At 76.0% G+C, this 20,866-nt stretch carries 19 protein-coding genes; 8 read left to right on the top strand and 11 right to left on the bottom strand.

Annotation, left to right across the window (positions count from 1 at the left end):
* The first annotated feature begins 15 nt into the window (after positions 1-15).
* Together EV374_RS26580 and EV374_RS26575 are read left to right on the top strand one after the other, a co-directional pair.
* Positions 16-3,009: a TOMM precursor leader peptide-binding protein gene (locus EV374_RS26580; RefSeq protein ID WP_132239897.1), complete on the top strand. Its 2,994-nt coding sequence runs from the start codon at positions 16-18 to the stop codon at positions 3,007-3,009.
* A 13-nt stretch (positions 3,010-3,022) separates the two neighbouring features.
* Complete coding sequence (locus tag EV374_RS26575) at positions 3,023-4,756, top strand: thiopeptide-type bacteriocin biosynthesis protein (RefSeq protein WP_132239896.1); 1,734 nt, start codon at positions 3,023-3,025, stop codon at positions 4,754-4,756.
* Positions 4,757-4,895: 139 nt separating this feature from the next.
* On the opposite strand, the gene EV374_RS26570 is transcribed toward EV374_RS26575, so the two are convergent.
* From EV374_RS26570 to EV374_RS26555, 4 genes are read right to left on the bottom strand one after another with little or no spacing between them, the layout of a single operon-like run.
* Positions 4,896-5,921 (bottom strand): tetratricopeptide repeat protein, encoded by a 1,026-nt coding sequence (locus EV374_RS26570; protein WP_132239895.1) that lies wholly within the window; start codon positions 5,919-5,921, stop codon positions 4,896-4,898.
* Positions 5,922-5,931: 10 nt separating this feature from the next.
* Positions 5,932-6,414: a 2-C-methyl-D-erythritol 2,4-cyclodiphosphate synthase gene (ispF, locus tag EV374_RS26565; RefSeq protein WP_089003124.1), complete on the bottom strand. Its 483-nt coding sequence runs from the start codon at positions 6,412-6,414 to the stop codon at positions 5,932-5,934.
* A gap of 16 nt (positions 6,415-6,430) precedes the next feature.
* A complete protein-coding gene (gene ispD / locus EV374_RS26560) occupies positions 6,431-7,126 on the bottom strand; it encodes a 2-C-methyl-D-erythritol 4-phosphate cytidylyltransferase (protein WP_132239894.1) in 696 nt (231 codons plus the stop codon).
* Positions 7,127-7,182: 56 nt separating this feature from the next.
* Entirely contained in the window at positions 7,183-7,668 is a 486-nt protein-coding gene (locus tag EV374_RS26555) for a CarD family transcriptional regulator (RefSeq protein WP_007073334.1), read from the bottom strand.
* A gap of 327 nt (positions 7,669-7,995) precedes the next feature.
* On the opposite strand from EV374_RS26555, the gene EV374_RS26550 reads away from it, so the two are divergent.
* Positions 7,996-8,682 carry a hypothetical protein gene (locus EV374_RS26550; protein ID WP_132239893.1) on the top strand — a complete coding sequence of 229 codons (687 nt, stop codon included), beginning with the start codon at positions 7,996-7,998 and terminating at the stop codon, positions 8,680-8,682.
* Between the two features lie 61 nt (positions 8,683-8,743).
* Here EV374_RS26550 and EV374_RS26545 read toward each other — a convergent pair whose 3' ends face one another.
* From EV374_RS26545 to EV374_RS26530, 4 genes are all read right to left on the bottom strand, one after another.
* Positions 8,744-9,532 (bottom strand): hypothetical protein, encoded by a 789-nt coding sequence (locus EV374_RS26545; protein WP_132239892.1) that lies wholly within the window; start codon positions 9,530-9,532, stop codon positions 8,744-8,746.
* A 31-nt stretch (positions 9,533-9,563) separates the two neighbouring features.
* Complete coding sequence (locus EV374_RS26540) at positions 9,564-10,622, bottom strand: type III polyketide synthase (RefSeq protein ID WP_132239891.1); 1,059 nt, start codon at positions 10,620-10,622, stop codon at positions 9,564-9,566.
* A 91-nt stretch (positions 10,623-10,713) separates the two neighbouring features.
* Entirely contained in the window at positions 10,714-11,880 is a 1,167-nt protein-coding gene (locus tag EV374_RS26535; RefSeq protein WP_132239890.1) for an acyl-CoA dehydrogenase family protein, read from the bottom strand.
* A gap of 44 nt (positions 11,881-11,924) precedes the next feature.
* Positions 11,925-12,698, bottom strand: coding sequence for a methyltransferase domain-containing protein (locus tag EV374_RS26530; RefSeq protein ID WP_132239889.1), 774 nt, complete (start codon positions 12,696-12,698; stop codon positions 11,925-11,927).
* A gap of 45 nt (positions 12,699-12,743) precedes the next feature.
* Between EV374_RS26530 and EV374_RS26525 the strand changes: the two genes are divergently transcribed.
* From EV374_RS26525 to disA, 4 genes are all read left to right on the top strand, one after another.
* Positions 12,744-13,583: a UbiA family prenyltransferase gene (locus EV374_RS26525; protein ID WP_132239888.1), complete on the top strand. Its 840-nt coding sequence runs from the start codon at positions 12,744-12,746 to the stop codon at positions 13,581-13,583.
* Positions 13,584-13,722: 139 nt separating this feature from the next.
* Positions 13,723-14,511 (top strand): hypothetical protein, encoded by a 789-nt coding sequence (locus tag EV374_RS26520; protein ID WP_132239887.1) that lies wholly within the window; start codon positions 13,723-13,725, stop codon positions 14,509-14,511.
* Between the two features lie 91 nt (positions 14,512-14,602).
* On the top strand, positions 14,603-16,057 hold the full coding sequence (gene radA, locus EV374_RS26515) for a DNA repair protein RadA (RefSeq protein ID WP_132239886.1): 1,455 nt from the start codon (positions 14,603-14,605) through the stop codon (positions 16,055-16,057).
* A gap of 142 nt (positions 16,058-16,199) precedes the next feature.
* Complete coding sequence (gene disA / locus EV374_RS26510; RefSeq protein WP_132239885.1) at positions 16,200-17,381, top strand: DNA integrity scanning diadenylate cyclase DisA; 1,182 nt, start codon at positions 16,200-16,202, stop codon at positions 17,379-17,381.
* A gap of 219 nt (positions 17,382-17,600) precedes the next feature.
* Here the strand turns inward: disA and EV374_RS26505 are convergent, their stop codons facing one another.
* From EV374_RS26505 to EV374_RS26495, 3 genes are all read right to left on the bottom strand, one after another.
* Positions 17,601-18,323 (bottom strand): hypothetical protein, encoded by a 723-nt coding sequence (locus tag EV374_RS26505; RefSeq protein ID WP_132239884.1) that lies wholly within the window; start codon positions 18,321-18,323, stop codon positions 17,601-17,603.
* Positions 18,324-18,471: 148 nt separating this feature from the next.
* Complete coding sequence (locus EV374_RS26500; RefSeq protein WP_396888740.1) at positions 18,472-19,029, bottom strand: peptide deformylase; 558 nt, start codon at positions 19,027-19,029, stop codon at positions 18,472-18,474.
* A 23-nt stretch (positions 19,030-19,052) separates the two neighbouring features.
* Entirely contained in the window at positions 19,053-19,565 is a 513-nt protein-coding gene (locus EV374_RS26495) for an ACT domain-containing protein (RefSeq protein WP_132239882.1), read from the bottom strand.
* 142 nt (positions 19,566-19,707) lie between these two features.
* Between EV374_RS26495 and EV374_RS26490 the strand changes: the two genes are divergently transcribed.
* The gene (locus EV374_RS26490; RefSeq protein WP_132239881.1) at positions 19,708-20,607 is read left to right on the top strand and encodes an HhH-GPD family protein; all 900 of its coding nucleotides are present in this window, start codon (positions 19,708-19,710) and stop codon (positions 20,605-20,607) included.
* Positions 20,608-20,866 lie beyond the last annotated feature (259 nt).

Genomic DNA, 20,866 nt, shown 5'->3' with positions numbered 1-20,866 from the left:
CCGGGTGGAGGCGACGTGGGTGAGGTGACCCTGCGACCGGGCACCCTGGTCCGGGCGGTCGAGGGCGGGCTCCTCGTGAGCGGCTGGCGGTCCAGCTCGGTGGTGACCTGCCCGCCGGTCGCCGGCGAGCTGTGGCAACGGCTGGAGCCCTCCCTCCGCCGGGGGCTCGACCCGGCGACCGCCACCCTGGGACTGCCCGACCGGACCGCCCGGGCGGTGGGCTGGCTGCTCGGTCTCCTCGCCGAGCACGGCGTCCTGGTCGACGTCCGGGTGCCGCTGGACGGCCATCCGTTGGCGGCCTGGCTGGCGGGGCTCGCGCAGGATCCGGCCGACGCGCTGGACGCGGTGTCGCGGTGTGCGGTCGCGGTCACCGGCGAGGGCGACCTCCCACCGGCCGTACGGGCGGCACTGGCCGTGTCCGGGCTCTCCGCCGCGCCTGGAGAGGCTCTCCACGCCCTGCGGGAGCTGCCCGGGGACGGCGGCGGCGCGGACCTGGTCGTGTGGGTCCGGACGGAGGACCCCGGCGAGCGTCGGGAGCCGCCCGTTCCCCCGTGGCCGGAGGCGGCACCGCGGCAGCCCGGCTCCCTGCGGCCCGCGGTGCTGCCGGTGACGATCCGTCCGGACGGCGCGCTGATCGGCCCGCTGGGCCCGCCCGGTGACCCCGCCGCCGCAGGCCACACCGCCTCGGGCCAGGCCGCCGCAGGCCAGGCCGCCGCAGGCCAGGCCGCCGCAGGCCAGGCCGCCGCAGGCCAGGCCGCCGCAGGCCAGGCCGCCGCAGGCCAGGCCGCCGCAGCCACGGACGGCGGTCCGGCCGTGTCGGCGACCGACCACCGGCTGCTGCCGTCCCTCGTGGCGCACGAGGTGGTACGCATGCTGGCCGGGCTCGCCGACGGCACGGCGCTGTCGCTGCGCGGCGGGGTCGTCCAGCGCGTCGGCGAGCCGACCGGCCGACAGCCCTGGCCACCGGCCGCGCGGACCGGGCCACCCGCCGCGCGGGACGGGGCGCTCACCGGTGACGGGGCGCCAGCCGCGCGGGGCGGGGCGGGCGCCGGTGACGGGGTGCCGGGCGCCGGACCGACGGCGGGATCGGTGCCGGCCCGCCCACCGGTCGGCCTCGACACCGCGTCCTCCGGTCCAGGCGCGGCGGAGGACGGCCCGATGCGGGTCGTCGGGGACGACGACCGCCTGGTCCGGGCGATCACCGTCAGCGCCTCGACCGTACGGCGGACGGACCGGCCCGTGGTGGTGGGCGTCGCGGCGGACTGGCCGGTGGCCCGGCACCTGGCCGAGCAGCGGGCCGCCCACGCGGCCGGCAGGGCGTACCTGCCGGTGCGGGGGCGCGGGACGGCGATCGAGATCGGCCCGTTGAGCGGCCCCGGTGCCGGCGGCTGCCTGCGGTGCGCCGACACCCGGCAGGAGGCCGTCCTCGGCGCCGGCAGCACCGCCACGCTGCTCGCCGGTGGCCGGCCGCTGCCGCTGCCGCCGTACTGGCACGGGCTGGTCGGCGCGCTGGTCGCCGGCCAGCTCACCGACGACGCCGACCCGCGCCTGGCCAGCGTGCTGTCGGCCCGCGACGGCGCGATCAGTCGGCACCTGATCCGAGCAGTGCCGGACTGTCCGGACTGCGGTGCCCTGCCAGCCGACTCGGCCGGGGCCGCCACGATCGCCCTGCGCCCCCGCCGGCAGGCCGCACCCGACCGCCTGCGGGTCCGTCCCGGACCGCCGGACCTGGCCGTGCTCCGCGCCGAACTGGTCGACCCCCGCTACGGGCCGGTGACGCACGTCCACACCGACCGGCAGGGCCCGCTCGCGCTGGCGGCGGCCGAGATGCCCGTGCCCGGCCGCTCCGGTCGGGTCGGTGGATACGGTCGCGCGGCGGACCAACCGGCCGCGCAGGTGCTGGCCCTGCTGGAGGCGGTCGAGCGGGAGGCCGGACGCTGCCCGCAGGCCCGCCGGACGACCACGCTGGGCAGCTACCGGGAACTCGCCGCCGACGCCGTCGACCCCGCCCGGCTGGGCCTGCCGGAGCCGGAGGCGGTCCACCACCCCGGGTACCGGCTGGACCCCTTCACCCCGGACACGGTGACGTCCTGGGTGTGGGCGTACGACCTGGTGGGTGACCGGCCTGTCCTCGTGCCGGAGCACGCCGCCTACTACGGGGTGGACCGTGCCGGGGCCGCCCGGTTCCTCTACGAGTCCTCCAGCGGCTGCGCCGTCGGTGGCTGCCTGGAGGAGGCGATCCTGCACGCCTGCCTGGAGACGATCGAGCGGGACGCCTTCCTGCTCACCTGGTACGCCGGCCGTACGCCGCCGGCTCTGGCGCTGCCGCCCGACGTCGATCCGCTGACCCGGCACCTCACGGACCGGATCGCGGCGGAGGGCTACCGGCTGCACCTGCTCGACATCACCAGTGACGTCGGGATACCGGCCGTCTGGGCCCTCGCCGTCACCGACCGACCAGACCGGGGCGCGACCTTCTCCGCCGCCGGGGCGCATCCCGATCCCCGCCGGGCCGCCGCGGCGGCTGTCCTGGAGGTCGGCGTGAACGTGACCGTCGCGCCGAAGGTGGCCCGCCCACCGCGGGACCGGCTGCTCGCCATGCTCGCCGACGCCGACCTGGTGGAAGGACTGGGAGACCACGCCGCCCTGCACCTGCTGCCGCAGGCCCTGCCCCGCTTCGACTTCGCGCTGCGGGAGGCCGCCGCCGGCCCGGCGCGACCGTTCGACGAGCACTTCGCCGGCTGGCGCGAGCGGTGGCCGCACCCCGACCTGACCGAGGTGCTGCGCAGGGTCGTCGACGCGATGGCCGCCGCCGGGACGCCGCCGCTGGTGGTGGACCAGACCGGGGCGGCCGAACGCCGCCTCGGCCTGGCCGCCGCGAAGGTCCTCGCGCCCGGGGCCGTGCCGATGACCTTCGGGCACCTCAACCGGCGGGTCGACCTGCCCCGCCTGCGGCAGGCCCGGCTCGCCGCCCCCGACCACCTGATCCTGCCCCACCCGTTCCCCTGAAGGAGAGCCGAGCATGGCTCGCTGGTCCGCCCTGCACGTCCACCTGCACGCCGGCCCCGAGTGCACCGAGACGGTGCTGCGGGAGCACATCGTGCCGACCACGACGGACCTGCTCGCCCGGGGCGAGATCTCCTCCTGGTTCTTCGTCCGGTACTGGGAGGGCGGCCCGCACCTGCGCTGGCGGGTCGCCGACGCGACGCCGGAGACGGTACGGCGGATGCGCGCCGGGCTGGTCGAAGCGGTGGCCGCGCTGCCGCCACCTGCCCGGGAACTGCGTCCGGCGGACTGGTACGCCCAGTTCGGAGTGCACACATCCGACCGGCCCGGCGTGGGGCACGGGACCGGCGATCGGCCGGAGCTGGGCTGGCACCCGCACGGCACCGTGGTCGAACAGCCGTACCGGCCGGAGGTCGACCGGTACGGCGGCCCGGACGCGATCGGCGCGGCCGAGGAACTCTTCGCCGCGTCCAGCCGGGTCGCCGCGGCCCTGCTCGGCGCGCCACCCGCCCGCCGCCGGTCGACGGCCGTGGACCTGCTGTTCGGATTCCTCACCGCCAGCGGCCTCACCGGGCACGAGGCGGTCCGGTTCCTGCGCGGCTACGCCAACGGGTGGACGCTGGTGCCCGAGGCGAACGGTCAGGACCTCGGCCCTGCCGTGGTGGCGGCGGAACGCGACTTCCACGCCGACGCCTCCGCCTACCCGGCCCGGCAGCGGCTCATCGCCGACATCGTCACGCGCGGCAGGGGGGCCGGCACCTCCGTGAACTACTGGGCGGACGAGGTCGCCGCCTACGTCGAGCGGCTACGGGCGCTCGACGGGCAGGGTCGACTGCTCGGCACGGTGCCCGGCATCCTCGCCTCGCAGCTGCACATGCTGCACAACCGCCTCGGGCTGAGCATCCCGGCCGAGTGCCACCTCGCCTGGCTGACGTCGCTGGCGTACGGCGCACCGGCCGCAGCGCCGGACTTCCACGCCGACGGGATCGACGCCCCGGACCGCGCGTACCACGAGGGGTCGAAGTTCGTCCGCACGCGGTGGCCGAGCCAGCGTCCCCGTACCGTCGAGCCCGCGCCGGGTCGCCCCCTCCTGGCCGACGCCGTGACCCTGGCACTGCCGGAGCCGACGCCGGGCGCGCTCGCCGACACCACGCTCGCCACTGTGTTGCTCGACCGCCGCACCCGGTACGACTTCGGCCGAGCGGAGACCGGCGTGGCGGACCTGGGCCGGCTGCTGCGCTACGCGGCGGGCGACACCGCGCCGGCGGTCGGCGGCCAGCGACGACTGGCGTACCCGACGCCGGGCGCCCTGGCGACCACCCGGCTGCTGGTGCTGCCCCGCCGGATCGCCTCGGTGCGGGCGGCACTCTACGAGTACCTGCCGGAGCGGCACGCCCTCCGGCAGGTGGCACCCGATCCGGGCACCGACCGGCTGTCCCGGGTCGCCCCGCAGTTCGCGCCCACCGGTCCCGACGTCGTCCCCGGCGCCGACGGGCTCGACGTCGAGACGGTGCCGCTCTGGCTGTTCGTGGTCGCGGACCTGCGCCGGGCCCGGGCCCGGTACGGGCTGCGCGGCTACCGGTTCTCCGCCATGGAGACCGGCCACCTCGCCCAGAACCTGCTGCTCGGCGCGACGGCCCTCGGGCTCTCCGCCGCCCCGCTGGGCGGATTCTTCGACGACGAGCTCAACCACCTGCTGCTGCTCGACGGGCTGGACGCCAGCGCCTTCTACGCCCTCGCCCTCGGCTGAGGTCGGTCGCCAGGGCCAGCCCGACGGACCGGGCGGCCCCGCCGATGGATCGGGTGGTCTCCGTCGGACCAGCCGCCGGATCAGGTGGCCCCGACGGGCCAGCCGACGGATCGGGTGGTGCCGGCCGGCCGGTGCGGGCTCACGCCGTGGTGCGGGACAGCACGGCGAGTTCGGCGGCGACCGCGGCGAGGATGGCGAGTACCAGCGGCCACGGGGTGCCGACCAGGGCGTAGAGCAGGATCAGGGCCGGGGCGGCAGCCGCCGCGTAGACGGCCAGGGCCAGCGTGCGGTCGGAGCGGAGCAGGCTCGGCAGGATGGTCCGGGACAGGCCGGGCAGCCGGGCGGCGAAGCGCCAGACCACCAGCGCCCCGCCGAGGGCCGCGAACGCCGCCGCGACGCGGGACAGCCCGGGGCTGCCCGGCGCCATGCAGGCGATCAGCACGGCGGTGATCATCGTCCAGCCCGCGCCGTAGACCACGAGCTGGCGCAGGCCGAGCGAGATGGTCCGGCCGGAGTCGACCCGCCCGGGGCTCATCGACGCGGCCTCGGCGAGGTGTTCCAGCGCCTCGCTCCAGCGCCGCTGCTCCAGCCGGAGCACGCCGATGTCGTGCCGGGCCTCGGCGAGCTGCGGGTCCAGCCGCAACGCCTCCCGGTAGGCGCGCTCGGCCAGGTCGAACATCTGCATGTTCGCCGCCACCAGCCCGAGCACCAGGTGCGCCTGGGGGTTCTCGGGTGCCAGCTCGACCCCGCGCCAGGCCGCGTTCAGCGCCGGCTGCCCGTTGCGCGAGCCGGCCAGGATCGCCGCGGCGCTGCTCTGCGCGTACGCGTCGTCGGGGCCCAGCGCCAGGATCCGGTCGGCGGTGCGGGCCGCCTCGGCGTACTCCTCCAGATCGCCGAGGGCGAGGGCGCGGGCGACCAGCGCCGGAACGCTGTCGGGGGCGGCGGCGACCGCAGCGTCGGCGGCGGTACGCGCCTCCGTCGGCCGGCCGGCCGCGAGGTGGACCCGGGACAGCATGGTCAGCGCCCCGGCGTCGGCCGGGTCCAGGGCGACGGCGTAGGAGACCTCGGCCGCGGCCTCGTCGTAGCGACCGAGTTCGGCGAGGAGCTGGGCGCGCTGGAGGTAGCCGTCGGCGGCGGAGCGGTCTGAGGTGGCGTCGCTGGACATCGCGGCGAGCCTAGGCGGCCGGAGCCTCGTACACCAGGGCCACCGCGATGCCGGTGAGCCCTTCGCCGCGCCCGGGGAAGCCGAGGCCGTCGGTGGTGGCCGCGGAGACGGTCACCGGCGCGCCGACCGCCTCGGAGAGCACCCGCTGGGCCTCCTCGCGGCGCGGGCCGATCTTGGGGCGGTTGCCGACCACCTGCACGGACACGTTGCCGATCGCGAATCCGGCGGCCCGCACCCGGCGGGCGCTCTCGGTGAGCAGGGCGACGCCCGACGCGCCCGCCCACTCGGGTTGGCCCACGCCGAAGTTGGCGCCCAGGTCCCCGAGGCCGGCCGCCGAGAGCAGCGCGTTGCAGGCGGCGTGCGCGGCCACGTCGGCGTCCGAGTGCCCGGCCAGGCCGTCCTGGTCGGGCCAGTGCAGGCCGGCCACCCAGCACGGCCGGCCCGCCTCGAAGGCGTGCACGTCGGTGCCGATGGCCACCCGGGGAACGATCATGAGAAGAGGGTACGCGTCAGGCGCCCGTGGCGAGCAGGTGCTCGGCCAGCGCCAGGTCGAACGGGCGGGTGACCTTCAGCGCGTACTCGGAGCCGGGGACGCAGGACACCGGGACGCCCTGCTTCTCGACCAGGCCGGCGTCGTCGGTGAGCGGGTCACCGGCGGCGGCGTGCGCGGCCGTCAGCACCGCCCGGCGGAAGCCCTGCGGGGTCTGCACCGCGCGCAGGGCGGAACGGTCGACGGTGCCGAGGACGACCTCGTCGGCGCCGACCTCCTTGATCGTGTCGACGACGGGCAGCACCGGGATCACCGCGTCGTGTCCGGCGCGGACGGCCGCCGCGACGGACTCCACCAGGTCGGGCGGGGTCAGCGCCCGGGCGGCGTCGTGCACGAGGACGATCTCCGGGCCGGCGGGGACCGCCGCGAGGGCGGCGGCCACGGACGCCTGCCGCTCGGCGCCACCGGGCACCACGGTCACCGGGGCGACCGGGGCGAGCAGCTCGCGTACCGCCGCCACCTCGGCGGCCGGGGCGGCCACGACGATGGTGTGCACCGACGGCGCGGCGGCGAGCCGGCGGACCGCGTGCACCAGCAGGGGTTCCCCGCCGAGCAGGCGCAACGCCTTGGGTCGGCCGGGGCCGAGTCGTACGCCGGCACCGGCCGCAGGCACGAGGACCGCGACGTCACCGCACGGATTGAGCTGCGCGGTCACGTCGCGGTCCTCGGTGGTTTGTTCGCTACGAATCGGGTACGACGATGCTGCGGGGACTAGGCCTCGGTCAGGACCTTGTCGAGCAGCGTCTCCGCCTCGTCCTTGGTGCTCTTCTCGGCCAGCGCGACCTCGCCGACGAGAATGTCGCGGGCCTTCGCGAGCATGCGCTTCTCACCCGCGGAGAGGCCCCGCTCCCGCTCCCGACGCCACAGGTCGCGCACGACCTCGGCGACCTTCAGCGGGTTACCGGAGGCCAGCTTCTCCAGATTCGCCTTGTAACGCCGCGACCAGTTGGTCGGCTCCTCGGTGTGCGGTGCACGGAGCACGTCGAAGACCTTGCCGAGGCCCTCTTCGCCGACCACCTCGCGCACACCCACGATCTCGGCGTTCTCGGCGGGCACCCGGACCGTCAGGTCACCCTGTGCGACCCTCAGGACGAGGTATTGCTTAGGCTCGCCCTTGATCACCCGAGTCTCGATTGCCTCGATGAGTGCGGCCCCGTGGTGGGGGTAAACAACGGTCTCGCCGACACTGAAAACCATAGGTTCGAAACCCCTTTCGCTGTGTCTAGGGTAACACGCTCAGGCACCGATGTCTCACCGCTGTCCTGACCGTTGGCGCAGCTCAGGGGCCCTGTGAGAGGTCTTTCTTCAGCTTGACAGACCGCCAAACCAGTGGTTTGACCACGCTCCGTAACGCTCGGATGACGTCCCGGTACGAGTGACGCGAACGTCGAGATCAAGGGCTATGCGCTCCTCCCATGGTAGCCCGCCGGCCGGGTACGCGCCCAGGTGTAGCGGCAGCCCGCCCCGTGCGGGACGCTGGAGGCCGAGCCGCTGTCCGCTCGCCGAGACGTCCTTGGGGGTCCGATGGGCAAGCCCGACGCAGACGGCCCCGGACTGCCCGACCTGCCACCGGAGTGGGGCCGGGTGGTCGTGCCGGACGACGCCTCCGCGCTGGCCGCCGAGGCCGAACAGCTCCGCCTTGAGCTGCACGCAACGCCCCGCCATTCCGCTCCACGTCCGCCGGCCCGGTCCTCGTTCGCCCTCGCCCTGCTGGTGCTGCTGGTGGCGGTGCTGACCACCCTCGCCGGCCTCGCGGCGGTCACCTGGCCCCGACCCGGCCGGTCCACCCCGGAGCCCGCCCCCACCCCGTACGCGCCGGCGGCCGGTCGGCCGCTGCCCGCGCTGGACCTGGTCGACGCCGGCCAGTCACCGGTGCCCCTGCGCGGACTGGTGCCAGCGATGATCATCCTCGTGGACGGCTGTCCCTGCCCGGCCGACGTGGCCACCGCCGCCGCCCTGGCACCGGCCGGCGTCACGGTCGTCACCGTCGCCGGCACCCGGCCCGTACGCGCCACGCCGCCGCCCGGCGGGGCCACCGTGCGACCGCTCGCCGATCCGGCCGGCGGGCTGCGCGCGTTCCTGCACCTGCCGGCCCGCCCCGGCACCACCACCGCGCTGCTGGTGGACCGGTCCGGCGTACTCGTCAAGGTGGTGCCCGAGATCCGCTCCGCCGAGGACTACCGCGCCGACCTGACCCGCCTCGCCGCCTGAGCAGCGCGGATGACCTCAAGCGTCGGTTTGACGCCCACCGCCGCATAGCCAAAAAGGGGGTTCAGGGCAGGGCGACCAGTTGCGCCTCGACCCGCAGCGGCTCCGCGTTGGCGCTCGACAGCGAGACCTGGAACGGCCCGCCCCTGCCGGTGACCTCCGTCGACGTGACCGAGCCGTCGCAGGCGCTGGTGATCGGGTCGGCCGCCCAAGCCCCCTCGACCACGATCAGCAGCTCTCCCGGGCCGACGCAGCGGTACTGGAGCAGGTGACGCGCTCCGCCCTCCGCGGAGGCCCTCTTGACGAGACCCTCCGCCGGACTGAGCACGGCCCGGGCGGTCCAGACCGTGTCGGGGAAGCTGGCCAGCCTGCCCCGACGCCCGTCGCCCGCCCGGAGCGGGTCGTCCCCGGCGCGGCGCTGCTCCGGATCCTCGGCGTCCACCCGCACCGTCGCGCCGCCGCGCGGGTCCACCCGCACCGTCGCGCCCTCACGCGTCTCCGTCCGCACCGCCGCGCCGCCACGCGGATCCGTCCGGACCGCCGCGCCACTGCTCGGGTCGACGACCCAGAAGCTGGCGGGCCGTCCGGATCCCTCAGGGGGCACGACGAACCGGACGTGGGCGTCCGGCGGGGCGGCGAGCCGGACCCGGTCCGCCGGTGCGACGTTCGACAGGTTCGGCACCGGGCCGGTGCGGGGGGCCTCAGCCTGCCACCAGAAGCCGCCGCCGACCAGCGCGGCCAGCCCCGCCACGGCCAGTACGGCGCCACGCAGCCGGTCGTCGGCCCCGACGCCAGCCGTGTGCCCACCCACGTCCGGCCCGGTCTCCGGCCGGTCTGTCGCATCGGCGTCCATCATCAGAGGGTAACCGCGCCGGGCGAACCGCTCACTCCTGTCGTTCGAGCAGCGCGGCGTAGAGGGTCAGGCCGGGGCCGAACGCCAGCATCACCACCCGCCGCGACGGCGACGCGGCCCGGCGCAGCCGGTCCAGGATCAGCAGCACCGTCGGCGACGAGCAGTTGCCGTGCTCGTCGAGCGTCGCGCGGGACGCCGCCAGGCCCTCCGGCGGCAGGGCCAGCTCCCGCTCGACCACGTTCAGGATGCGCGGGCCGCCGGGGTGCACGGCCCAGCCGTCCACCTCGGGCAGCGCCGTGCCGTGCCGGGCCAGCAGCCCCTCGACCAGGCCCCGGACGTGCGTGGAGAGCACCTGCGGCACCTTCGGCGACAGCCCCATCCGGAAACCCGTGTCGGTGACGTCCCAGGTCATATGGTCGGCCGTCGAGGTGTCCGTGACGGAGGTGACCTCGCGCAGCGCGTACCCCCGGCCGCCGGGAACGACCACGGCGGCGACCGCGGCGTCCGAGAAGAGCGCGTGGGAGACGATCTGCTGGGTGTCCACCCGGGCGCTGGAGGGCTGGATGTGCAGGCTGGTCAGCTCCGCGCAGAGCAGCAGCGCGGGCCGGCCCCGGGCGGTGACGAAGTCGCTCGCCGCGCCCAGGCCCGGCAGCGCGGCGTAGCAGCCCATGTGCCCGACGAACAGGCGCTGCGTGTCCGGGGCCATGCCCAGGTCCCGGGCGAGCAGGATGTCCAGCCCCGGGGTGGCGTACCCGGTGCACGAGCAGACGACGAAGAGCCCGACGTCGCCGGCGGAGAGGCCGGCGGCCGTCAGCGCCCGGCCCACCGCCTCCTTGCCCAGCGGCAGCGCCTCGACCAGGTAGCGGCGCATCCGCCGCTCCGTGGGCCAGTCGGAGACGTCCTCCAGCAACGGGTTCACGGCAGCCTGCCGGCGGGTGACCCCCGAGTGCGCGAAGATCCGCTGCGCCAGCGCCCGCGTGCTGCCGGAGAAGTGCTTCGAGAAGAAGCCCTCCCACAGGTCGTCCTGCGCGGCCGACGGCGGGTGCGCCGTCCCCAGCCCCGCGATCACCGGTACGGACACCATGCCCACCTCTCGTCCGGCCTTGCGCACCGGGCGGTCGAACCCGCCCCTGGACGGGCCGTGCGCCCGCGCGTCCGCCGACCCGGCGGACCCCCCACGCTCACCAACGAGGCACCGATCCGTCGCGGTCCGGGTCACCGCCCAGCGCGGCGACGCCCAGCCAGTCCGCGCAGACGTCCGACGTCGCCGGGTGCAGCGAGCCGCACCGGGCGTCCCGGTAGAGCCGCTCCAGCGGATGTCCCCTCCGGGTCGCGGACGTGCCGGCCGCCTCCAGCACGGACGCCGCCACGTCGGCGGCGGTGGTGCCGGCGAGCAGCTTCGCCCGCCAGACCCAGCGGTTGGTCTCCGCGTCGCCCGGCGCCTCGTCCACCCGACGGGCCGCCTCCGCGACCACCAGCTGGGCCGCCGCCACCGCCGCGTCGGCCCGGCCCAGGCGGGACCGGACCGCCGGCAGGCCGGCGAGGTTGCGGACGTTCAGGTGCTCGGCCGCCGCGTCGACGGCCGCCCGGGCCACCCCGACGTAGACGGCGGCGTAGCTGGCCACCAGCCAGTGCGGCATGAGCTGGGCGACCACCAGGGCCAGCCCCTCCACGCCGCCGAGCAGCCGGTCGGCCGGCACGGTCACGTCCAGGTGCAGGTCGTGCGAGGAGGTCGCGCGCATGCCGAGCGAGTCCCACGTGGGCTCGACGGTCAGCCCGTCGCCGGCCGGCACCAGAAACTGGGAGACCACCGACTGGTCGGCGGCGCTGCGGGCGGCCACCAGGTAGCCGTCCGCGTGCCCGGCCCCGGAACAGAACGTCTTGCTGCCCTTGAGGTGCCAACCGCCGTCGACCGGCTCGTAGACGGTGCTGAGCTGGGAGAGCCGGGCGCCGGCGCCGCGCTCGCTCATCGCCACGGCGTACCAGGAGCCCTGGGCGGCGGCGGTGAGCAGCCGGTCCCGGGCGGCCAGCGCCTCGTCCGGGACGCCGAGCGCCTCGGCCAGTTCCTCGGTCACCGCGCCGAGCGCGCCGGTGACCGAGGCGTGCATGTTGAAGACCAGGGCCGTCGCGCCGTTGCCCCGGGCCAGCTCGGTGGCGACCGCGGCGTACTCGGCGAAGGTGGCGCCCATCCCGCCGAGGGCGGTGGGAACCATCAGGCCGAAGAGCCCGGCCTCGCGCAGGTCACGGAAGTCCTCGACCGGAAACGAGCCGTCCCGGTCGTGCTCGGCCGCCCGGGCGGCCAGCCTCGGTGCCAGGCGGCGAGCCGCCTCCAACGCGTGCTGCGTCATACAGCCCCCTTCTCGGCCCTCTCCCTACCCAGGAACGGGCACCGCTATCCGCTCCGCGTACCACGCCCCTGGTAGAGCACGGCCGTCGACCAGGTCGGCACGATCCGTGGCGGCGGGCCGGCGACCGTCGCCTGCGGACGGTCGGTCGGAACCGCGTCCGGGCGGCCGGCGGCGCGCACCCGGCGGACCAGCCAGCCGAGCAGTCCCGGCATCCCCGGGCGGATGCCCCGCAGGCGCAGGTCGACCCCGTGCCGGGCGCACTCCGCCACCAACGCCCGGGCGTCCACGAACAACCGTGGATCGTGGATGCCCTTCGGCACCGTGGGCAGCCGCTCGGCGATCCGCACGGCCAGCAGGCGGCTCAGCGCCGTGTCGTTAAGCGTGTCCAGGACGAGCAGGCCACCGGGCCGCAGCAGCCGGCACGCCTCGGCGACCGCGCGCCGCCAGTCCGGCACGTGCTCCAGCAACTCGCCCGCGGCGACCACGTCGGCGCAGCCGTCGACCAGCGGTACGGCGGTCACGTCGCCGTTGACGACGGTCACCCCGTGCGCGGCGGCCTGGGTCAGGGCCGACCGGGTGAGGTCGACGCCCACGTGCCGGTAGCCCTTGCCGGCCAGGTGCGGGGCGAGCAGCCCGGCACCGCAGCCGAGGTCGACGAGGAGGGCGCCGGGGCGGGACGCAGGTGGCACGAGCGCCGCGCGGGCCTCGGCCAGCCAGTGCAGCATCGCGAACGCGCCGTCCGGCCGCCACCACTCGCCGGCCAGGTCGTCGTACTGGCGCGGATCGTTGCGTGGCAGGGTGCGGCCCGCGTCTGGCATGGACCGAGCGTGGCACGACTGCCCGGTAACGACCAGACTTTCCCTATGTCGCCAACGGTGCTAGGGCTGGTCAGGGCGAGTCACCCGGAGCCGGCCGCCGCGGTCACCACGGTGGCCGGGCTGCTGGCGTGGGGCGTCGGGCACCGGCCGGGCGGGATCCTCGCCGTGGTGCTCACCGTGGCGGCCAGCCAGCTCGCCGTCGGCTGGGCCAACGACGCGCTCGACGCCGACCGGGACGCCACGGTGGGGCGTACCGACAAGCCGGTCGCCGCCGGCGCGGTCGGCCGGCGCGCCACGGCCGTGGCCGCGGCGGTGGCCGCGCTCGCCACCCCGGCGCTGGCCCTGGCCACCGGGCCGGCCGCCGCGCTCTGCGCCACCCTCGGGCTGGTCTCCGCGCTGCTCTACGACTGGCCGCTGAAGTCGACCCCGGTCTCGGTGCTGCCCTACGCGGTCTCCTTCGGTTCGCTGCCCGCCTTCGTCGTGCTGGCGCTGCCCGGGGCGGTGGTGCCGCCGGTCTGGCTGGTCGCCGCCGCGGCCTGCCTGGGCGCCGGGGCGCACTTCGCCAACGTCCTGCCCGACCTGGCCGACGACGCCCGGACGGGGGTGCGCGGGCTGCCGCACCGGCTCGGCCCGGCCGGCAGCCGGGCCGCCGCCGCGCTGCTGCTGCTCGCGGCGACCGCCACGCTGGTCCTCGGGCCGCCCGGGCCGCCGTCGGGGGTCGGCCTCGCCGCGGTCGCCGCCGCCGTCGTGGTGCCGCCGCTGAGCTGGTACGCGGGACGCGCCGCCGCCCGGGCCGGAGGCCGGCAGGTGGCCGCCTTCCGGGCCGTGATGCTGGTCGCCCTCATCGACGTCGTCCTGCTGGTCACGAGCGGCCGACTGGTGTGACGCGCGTCCCCCCGGGTGCCATCTCCGGGTCGGCGTGCGGGGGTGGATCAGGCCCAACTACCCTGGAGCGCGGTCTGCGCGGGCATGGCCACCACGCCCGGCGTGAGCACCGGGTGGGATCGTGACGAGGAGGACCGACGTGACGCGCTCGATCAGGGGTTCCCGGCGGGCGGCCCTGCTGCTGTCCGGGATGGCCGCGGCGACCGGGCTGCTGCTGTCCGGCTGCGGCGCCGGCCAGGTCTCCGAGACCGCCAACAAGGAGCCGTCGGTCCAGGGCGTCAACCTGTCGGCCGGCAACGGCGAGTACGCGGTCCGCGGCCTGCTGGTCGAGTTCCCCGGCACCGAGGGCTACAAGGCGGGTGCCAACGCCGTCCTGAGCGCCGTGATCTACAACGACTCGCGGAACCCGGTGACCGTGACCGTGACCACCGACAGCGCGCGCGAGTTGGTGATCACCGGCACCGGCGCCTCGGCCAGCCCGTCGGCGTCCCCGAGCGGGTCGGAGTCGCCCGCCCCGTCCGGGTCGCCCTCGCCGGCGGAGTCGGCCAGCCCCGGCGCCTCCGAGAGCCCGTCGGGATCGGCCAGCCCGGGAGCCTCCGAGAGCCCGTCGGAGTCGGTCAGCCCCGGCGCCCCGGAGAGCCCGGCCCCCGAGAGCCCGGCCGCGCCGGCCGGCGAGCCGGCCCGGATCGAGATCCCGCCGCTGAGCTACGTGCAGCTCAACGCCCAGTCGAACCGGGTCTTCCAGCTCATCGGCCTGAACGAGGCGCTGCGCTCCGGCCAGAACGTCACCATGACCTTCGATTTCGGCAACGGTGCCACGGTCACCGGCCCGGCCCCGGTCGCCGTGCCGCTCACCCCCGCCGCGCCCCCGTCGAAGATCGTCGAGCGCCTGGGCGGCTACGAGGAGAACGAGGGCGGCGGTCACTGACCCTCCGCCCCGCTGTTTCCGACGACACCGTCGGCGTGGTGACCGCCACGCCGACGGTGTCTTCGTCGTACCGGAGGACTAACGTCCCGGTGTGACCACCTCCCGATCGACCTCCTCCCGCGCCGGCGGGGCCGGCGGGCGCGGCCGCGCCGCCGCCCGCGAGCCCCGGCCGGCCTACGAGTGCGACGCCTGCGGGCACCAGCCGCCGAAGTGGGTCGGGCGCTGCCCGGAGTGTGGCGAGTGGGGCTCGGTGGTCGAGTGCACGGTCACCGGCCCGACGGTCTCCGGCAAGGTGGTCAGCTCCCGGATGCCGGCCGAGCCGGCCCGGCCGATCGCCACCATCAGCGCCGCTCCGGCGAGGGCCCGCCCCACCGGGGTCAGCGAGCTCGACCGCGTCCTCGGCGGCGGCCTGGTTCCCGGGGCGGTGGTGCTGCTCGCCGGCGAGCCGGGGGTCGGCAAGTCCACCCTGCTGCTCGACGTGGCCCAGCAGTGGGCCGCCGGCGCCGGCAGCCCCTCCCTGGTGGTCAGCGGCGAGGAGTCGGTCAGTCAGGTCCGGCTGCGCGCCGAGCGGATGGGTGCCCTGCACGACCAGCTCTACCTCGCGGCCGAGAGCGACCTCGCCGCGGTGCTCGGGCACCTCGACGCGGTCAAGCCGGGCCTGCTGGTGCTCGACTCGGTGCAGACCATCTCCACCAACAACGCCGAGGGCGTGTCGGGCGGGGTGACCCAGGTGCGGGCGGTCACCGCCGCCCTGGTCGCGGTCGCCAAGGAGCGGGGCATCGCCACCGTGCTGGTCGGCCACGTCACCAAGGACGGCCAGGTGGCCGGCCCCCGGGTGCTGGAGCACCTGGTCGACGTGGTGCTGCACTTCGAGGGCGACAAGCACTCCTCGTTGCGCATGGTGCGCGGCGTCAAGAACCGGTTCGGCGCCGCCGACGAGGTCGGCTGCTTCGAGATGCACGAGGGCGGCATCAGCAGCCTCGCCGACCCGTCCGGGCTCTTCCTGACCCGCTATTCGGAGCCGGTGCCCGGCACCTGCGTCACGGTGGCGATGGAGGGGCGCCGGGCGCTCGTCACCGAGGTGCAGGCGCTGATCGGCGCGACCGTGGCCGGTTCGCCCCGGCGGACGGTCTCGGGGCTCGACTCGGCCCGGCTCGCGATGGTGCTGGCCGTCCTCCAACGACGCACCGAACGCCTGACCCTGCACGACCGGGAGGTCTTCGCGGCCACTGTCGGCGGCATCCGGGTGGTGGAGCCGGCGGCCGACCTCGCCGTGGCCCTCGCCGTCGCCTCGGGCGGGCTCAACCTGGCCATCGCACCGCACCTGGTGGCGATCGGCGAGGTCGGCCTGACGGGCGAGGTGCGCCGTGTCGGCGCGGTGCCGCGCCGGCTGGCCGAGGCGGCCCGGCTCGGCTTCCGGCTCGCGCTGGTGCCTACCGGCTGCGGCCCCGAGAGCACCGGCGTCACGCCGGAGCACATGCGGGTGATCGAGGTGACCGACGTACGCTCGGCGCTCCAGGCCGTCGCCCGGGCCTCCGCCGAGTGACCGCCGGGGATGGCCGGTGGAACGTCCGGCCCGATACCGGACAGCCCGGACTCCGGCCCACGGTCCGGGCGAGGTGGGGCATCGTGACACATCACAGTAACCACGACAGCACCCACCGCAGGGCAGTCCGTAGACTGTGTCCGTGCCGACCGACCGCGACACCGCCAAGCCTGCTGGCGCGACACCCCACGCCCGCACCGGCGCCGTGGGCTCCCCCGCCCGCGCGATCAGCGTGACCGTGACCGGCGGCGCCGGGGGCGCCGGCGACCCGTTGCGGGCGAACCTCGCCCTGATGGCCCCGGGCACCGCGCTGCGCGACGGCCTCGAGCGCATCCTGCGCGGCCGGACGGGCGCGTTGATCGTCCTCGGCTACGACAAGGTCGTCGAGGGTCTCTGCACCGGCGGGTTCCCGCTCGACGTCGAGTTCTCCGCCACCCGGGTGCGGGAGCTGTGCAAGATGGACGGCGCGGTCGTGCTCTCCAGCGACGGCACCCGCATCGTGCGGGCCGCCGTGCACCTGATGCCCGACCCCACCATCCCGACCGAGGAGTCCGGCACCCGGCACCGCACGGCGGAGCGGGTCGCCCGGCAGACGGGCTACCCGGTGATCTCGGTCAGCCAGTCGATGCGGATCATCAGCCTCTACGTCAACGGCCAGCGGCACGTGCTGGACGACTCGGCGGCGATCCTGTCCCGCGCCAACCAGGCGCTCGCCACGCTGGAGCGCTACAAGCTCCGGCTCGACGAGGTCTCCGGCACCCTCTCCGCCCTGGAGATCGAGGACCTGGTCACCGTACGGGACGCGGTCGCGGTGGTGCAGCGGCTGGAGATGGTCCGCCGGATCGCCGACGAGATCGCCGGCTACGTGGTGGAGTTGGGCACCGACGGTCGCCTGCTCGCCCTCCAGCTCGACGAGCTGATGGCCGGCGTCGACGCCGACCGCACCCTGGTGATCCGGGACTACCTGCCGGCCGGCCGGAAGTCCCGCACCCTCGACGAGGCCCTGGTGGAGCTGGATCTGCTCGGCGCGACCGAGCTGATCGACCTCGTCGCGGTCGCCAAGGCCATCGGCTACCCGGCCGCGTCCGACGCGCTCGACGCGGCGGTCAGCCCGCGCGGGTTCCGGCTGCTGGCCAAGGTGCCCCGGCTGCCGGTCGCCGTGGTCGACCGCCTCGTCGTGCACTTCGGCAGTCTCCAGCGGCTGCTGGGCGCCACGGTCGAGGATCTCCAGGCCGTCGAGGGGGTCGGCGACGCACGCGCCCGGGGCGTCCGCGAGGGGCTGTCCCGGCTCGCCGAGGCGTCGATCCTCGAACGCTACGTCTGACCCGGCCCCGTACGCCGGCGTCGGCCCGGTCCCCCGCGGGCACAGCTCCGCGCTGCGCCCGTCACCGCCATCCGGGCCGCGCCCGTCACCGCCATCCGACGGGCGGGCCCGGCCGACCGCGCGGCGGCCCGTCTGTCCGGCGGCCCGGTCGCGGCTCGGCCGCCGTTCGTCACGCGGCAGTGTCCGGCGGCCCAGGCTGGCCGCCCGGCCCACGGGTGGTCAGTCGGTGACGGTGAGCTTGACCGGCTCGCTGAGCTTGGTGCCGACCCGGGCGTAGACCTGGTAGGTGCCGGCCGGCGGGTGGGGGCCCGCCGCCACCCCGTTGGCGCACTTGGTGGTGTCACGGCCGTTCCAGCCCACCTGGTAGGCGCGCTCGAAGCCCGGGGTGAAGGACTGCACGTCGGAACCCTGGGCGGTGCCGCACGTGTCGGACGACCAGATCTTCTCGGCCCCCGACTTGATGAACAGCTCCTGCACGGAGGCGCCGACATCGCGGCTGCACGTCCGCTCGGACCGGTTCTTGATCTTGAGCTGGAGGTCCACCACGGCCCCCCGGACCACCGAGGCGGGCTGGGCCACCGGGGTCACCGTGATCTCGGCGTCCGTGCAGGCGCCGTCGCCGGCGGCCGGCACGACGGGCGCCACCGGTGGCGAGTCGGTGGTGACCGGCCCGCCCGACGGGTCGTCGGCGTCAGGGCCGTCCGCCGCACCCGGCGAGGGCCCCCCGGTCTGCGGGGCGAGCACCGAACCGGTGGGTTCCGGCGAGGCACCGGAGGACGTCGCGCCCGGAGTGGGCTGCGCGTCACCGCCCTTCTTCGCGTTCCGGTCCGATCCGGTGCACGAATAGAGCAGGACAATCAGGAAGAGAAGCCCCGCTCCGAATACGACGGCGCGACGCCGCCAGTACACGGCGGGGGGCAGGGGGCCGACCGTCAGACGCATGATGCCCCCACCGTAGCGGCGCGGGGCACGCCAGCCCCGCACGACGCGCCGAGGCGCCCACCGCTCACCGCACCGACCCTCCACATGCGACGTATCCGGCTGCCGACGGTGTCCCGCCGGCGACGCTGGGTCGCCGCGCCGCCGGCACTCAGAGGTAGACCTTGCGCTGGTAGATGGCGTGCGCACCCGCGACCCGGTCCAGGAAGAGCAGGCCGGCGCAGTGGTCGATCTCGTGCTGGAGGGCCCGCGCCTCGAACCCGTCCGTCACCAGCCGTACGGGCCGGCCGGTGCCGGGCAGGACGCCCTCCACCACCAGCCGGCTCGCCCGCTTGACGTCCCCGGTCAGGTCGGGCACCGACATGCACCCCTCGCGCGCCACCTTCCACCGGCTGGCCTCGACGACCCGGGCGTTGCACAACACGAAGGTGCCGTGCACGGTCAGCGCCTTCGGGTGGCCCGTCACGTCCACCGCGAAGACCTGCGCACCCACGCCGACCTGCGGGGCGGCCAGCCCCACGCAGCCCGGGGACACCCGCATGGTGGCGATCAGGTCGGCGGCCAGCCGTACCGTCTCCGCCGCCGTCGGATCCACCTCGCCGCCGGAGCGGCTGAGCACCTGCTCCGGCGCGGACACCACCGGCCGCACCTCCCCCGGCACGGCCAGGGACTCCGGGGTCCAGTCGCCGAGGCCGACGTACGCCTCGATCTCCGGTCCGCGCCCGGCGCCGGTCACAGCAGGTCCGGATCGGCCGGCCGGAGGGTCACCCCGACACCCAGCTCCTCGGCCGTCGCCGCCAGCCGCCCGGCCAGCCCGTCGGCCGTGCCGGGCGCCAACTCCACCTCGGCGACCACCACATAGAGCGAGCCGGTGAGGCGGGTGCTCAGGTCGGTGACGTTGCCGCCGGCGTCGGCGAGCACCCGGGTCATGGCCGCCACGATGCCCATCCGGTCCGCGCCGTGCACCGCCATCACGTACGGCTCGCCCGCGGGAGCCGTCTCGCCGTCGGGGGTGACCGCGCGTACGGTGGCCAGCAGTTGGCCGTCGACGGAGAGCGGCGTCAGCGCGGCCTCGACATCGGCGGCGGCCGGGCCCACGCAGATCAGGGTCATCGCGAAGTGCCCCCGCAGCCGGGTCATGGTGCTGTCGGTGAGGTTCGCGCCGAGCCGGGCGAGCAGCTCGGCGACGTCGGCCACGATGCCTGGCCGGTCCCGGCCGATGACGGTGATCGCGAGCTCGTTCATCCGGGCATTCTGCCCGATCCGTCCGCCGCAGCGGCAGCGCCCCGCCCGGACCGCCCAGACAGCGGGACGGTGGTGGCGCCCGTCGTGGCACCGTCGCCCGCGCCGTGCCGGCGGTGGGACGCGTGACATCATCGGCGACGCGATGTCTGAGCCCACTTTCGCCACCCTGGTCAGCCGGTGGTACGAGGAGAACGCCCGCGACCTGCCATGGCGCGGACCCGACGTGAGCCCGTGGGCCATCCTGGTCAGCGAGGTCATGCTCCAGCAGACGCCGGTCGTGCGCGTCCTCCCCGCCTGGGAGGCCTGGCTGGCGCGTTGGCCCGAGCCGGCCGCGCTGGCGGCGGACAGCCCCGCCGAGGCGATCCGGATGTGGGGGCGGCTCGGCTATCCTCGTCGGGCGGTGCGGCTGCACGACTGCGCGCTGGCGGTCGTTGAGAGGCACGGCGGGCAGGTCCCCGACCGGCTGGACCAGTTGCTGGCGCTGCCGGGCGTCGGCACGTACACGGCCCGGGCGGTGGCCGCGTTCGCGTACGGTCAGCGGCACCCGGTGGTCGACACCAACGTGCGGCGGGTGGTCTGCCGGGCGATCGCCGGCGAGCCCGACGCCGGCCCGGCGACCCGCCCGGCCGACCTGGTCGCCACCGAGGAACTGCTCCCCGTCGAACCGGCCGCCGCCGCCCTGGCCAGCGCGGCCTTCATGGAGCTGGGCGCGGTGGTCTGCGTCGCCAGGTCGCCCCGCTGCGGCGTCTGCCCCGTCGAACCGGTCTGCGCCTGGCGCGCGTCCGGCCGCGAGGCGCCCGCGGGCCCGACCCGCCGCCCCCAGCGGTACGCCGGCACCGACCGCCAGGTACGCGGGCTGCTGCTCGGCGTACTGCGGGAGGCGACCGGGCCGGTGCCGCACCAACGGCTCGACCAGGTGTGGGCCGACGACGTCCAGCGGGCCCGGGCGCTCGCCGGACTGGTGCGGGACGGTCTCGTGGAACCGGTCGGCGAATCCTCGTTCCGCCTCGTCGGCGACGGGCCACCGGTCCCGGTGGGCTGACCCGGCACGGATGCTGGGCGGCGCTGCACGGCCCGGCGCTGCGCGGCGTGGTTGGCGTGGGCGTTGGGCGGTGCGGAACGCTGGGCGGTGCCAGGTCGGCGTGGGCCAGCCCCGGGCGTGACGAAAGGGCCGGCCCCTTGTGGGGGGCCGGCCCTTGTCGTTTTCGTGTCGTTGCTGGGTCAGGCGGTGTAGCCGCGGGTGGCGATCCAGTCGGCGAGGTTGTCGACGCTCATGCGGTAGGAGGCCTGGTTGGGGTTGG

Source organism: Micromonospora sp. CNZ303 (assembly GCF_004345505.1).
Note: the sequence above shows the minus strand (reverse complement) of the source record. Positions and strands in the feature narration are given on the sequence as shown.

Bases quoted from the DNA above. Each gene is read 5' to 3' on its own strand.
- EV374_RS26575 (WP_132239896.1), top strand. From the start codon at position 3,023: ATGGCTCGCTGGTCCGCCCTGCACGTCCACCTGCACGCCGGCCCCGAG.
- EV374_RS26570 (WP_132239895.1), bottom strand. From the start codon at position 5,921: ATGTCCAGCGACGCCACCTCAGACCGCTCCGCCGCCGACGGCTACCTC.
- ispF (WP_089003124.1), bottom strand. From the start codon at position 6,414: ATGATCGTTCCCCGGGTGGCCATCGGCACCGACGTGCACGCCTTCGAG.
- EV374_RS26555 (WP_007073334.1), bottom strand. From the start codon at position 7,668: ATGGTTTTCAGTGTCGGCGAGACCGTTGTTTACCCCCACCACGGGGCC.
- EV374_RS26550 (WP_132239893.1), top strand. From the start codon at position 7,996: ATGGGCAAGCCCGACGCAGACGGCCCCGGACTGCCCGACCTGCCACCG.
- EV374_RS26545 (WP_132239892.1), bottom strand. From the start codon at position 9,532: ATGGACGCCGATGCGACAGACCGGCCGGAGACCGGGCCGGACGTGGGT.
- EV374_RS26535 (WP_132239890.1), bottom strand. From the start codon at position 11,880: ATGACGCAGCACGCGTTGGAGGCGGCTCGCCGCCTGGCACCGAGGCTG.
- EV374_RS26530 (WP_132239889.1), bottom strand. From the start codon at position 12,698: ATGCCAGACGCGGGCCGCACCCTGCCACGCAACGATCCGCGCCAGTAC.
- EV374_RS26525 (WP_132239888.1), top strand. From the start codon at position 12,744: ATGTCGCCAACGGTGCTAGGGCTGGTCAGGGCGAGTCACCCGGAGCCG.
- EV374_RS26505 (WP_132239884.1), bottom strand. From the start codon at position 18,323: ATGCGTCTGACGGTCGGCCCCCTGCCCCCCGCCGTGTACTGGCGGCGT.
- EV374_RS26495 (WP_132239882.1), bottom strand. From the start codon at position 19,565: ATGAACGAGCTCGCGATCACCGTCATCGGCCGGGACCGGCCAGGCATC.
- EV374_RS26490 (WP_132239881.1), top strand. From the start codon at position 19,708: ATGTCTGAGCCCACTTTCGCCACCCTGGTCAGCCGGTGGTACGAGGAG.